This is a genomic window from Pseudomonas sp. BJa3 (assembly GCF_026343815.1).
In the GTDB taxonomy this organism is placed as follows: Bacteria; Pseudomonadota; Gammaproteobacteria; order Pseudomonadales; family Pseudomonadaceae; genus Aquipseudomonas; species Aquipseudomonas soli.
In genome coordinates, this window is record NZ_JAOXMC010000245.1 from 1 (window position 1) to 266 (window position 266).

The 266-nt window shown below is 50.4% G+C and carries 1 pseudogene; it reads left to right on the forward strand.

From position 1 onward, the window contains the following. Positions 1 to 78: 78 nt before the first annotated feature. Positions 79 to 266, forward strand: a pseudogene (locus tag OH705_RS27595) (TetR/AcrR family transcriptional regulator); the annotation flags it as partial.

A 266-nucleotide genomic window follows, 5' to 3' on the forward strand; every position in this document is an offset into this window, starting at 1 on the left:
TCACCGATGGCATCGCTGCATTATGATATTCACACAAAGGAGTAGTAGTTATATTAGGTCTACGAGTCTTTGATCAACATGCCACAGCAATCTCTGCAGGCGCCGGCAGACGCCCTCCCCGCCGACTCGGTGGGAGATATGCTGCGCCAACTGGTCAAGTGGTTCATCGCGCACACCGAAAGGGCCATCACAGAATTCGAGCTCTTCTTCTGGAAACTGCGTAACGATCCGCAGATGGAATCCAAGATGTATATATTTTCCCTCTA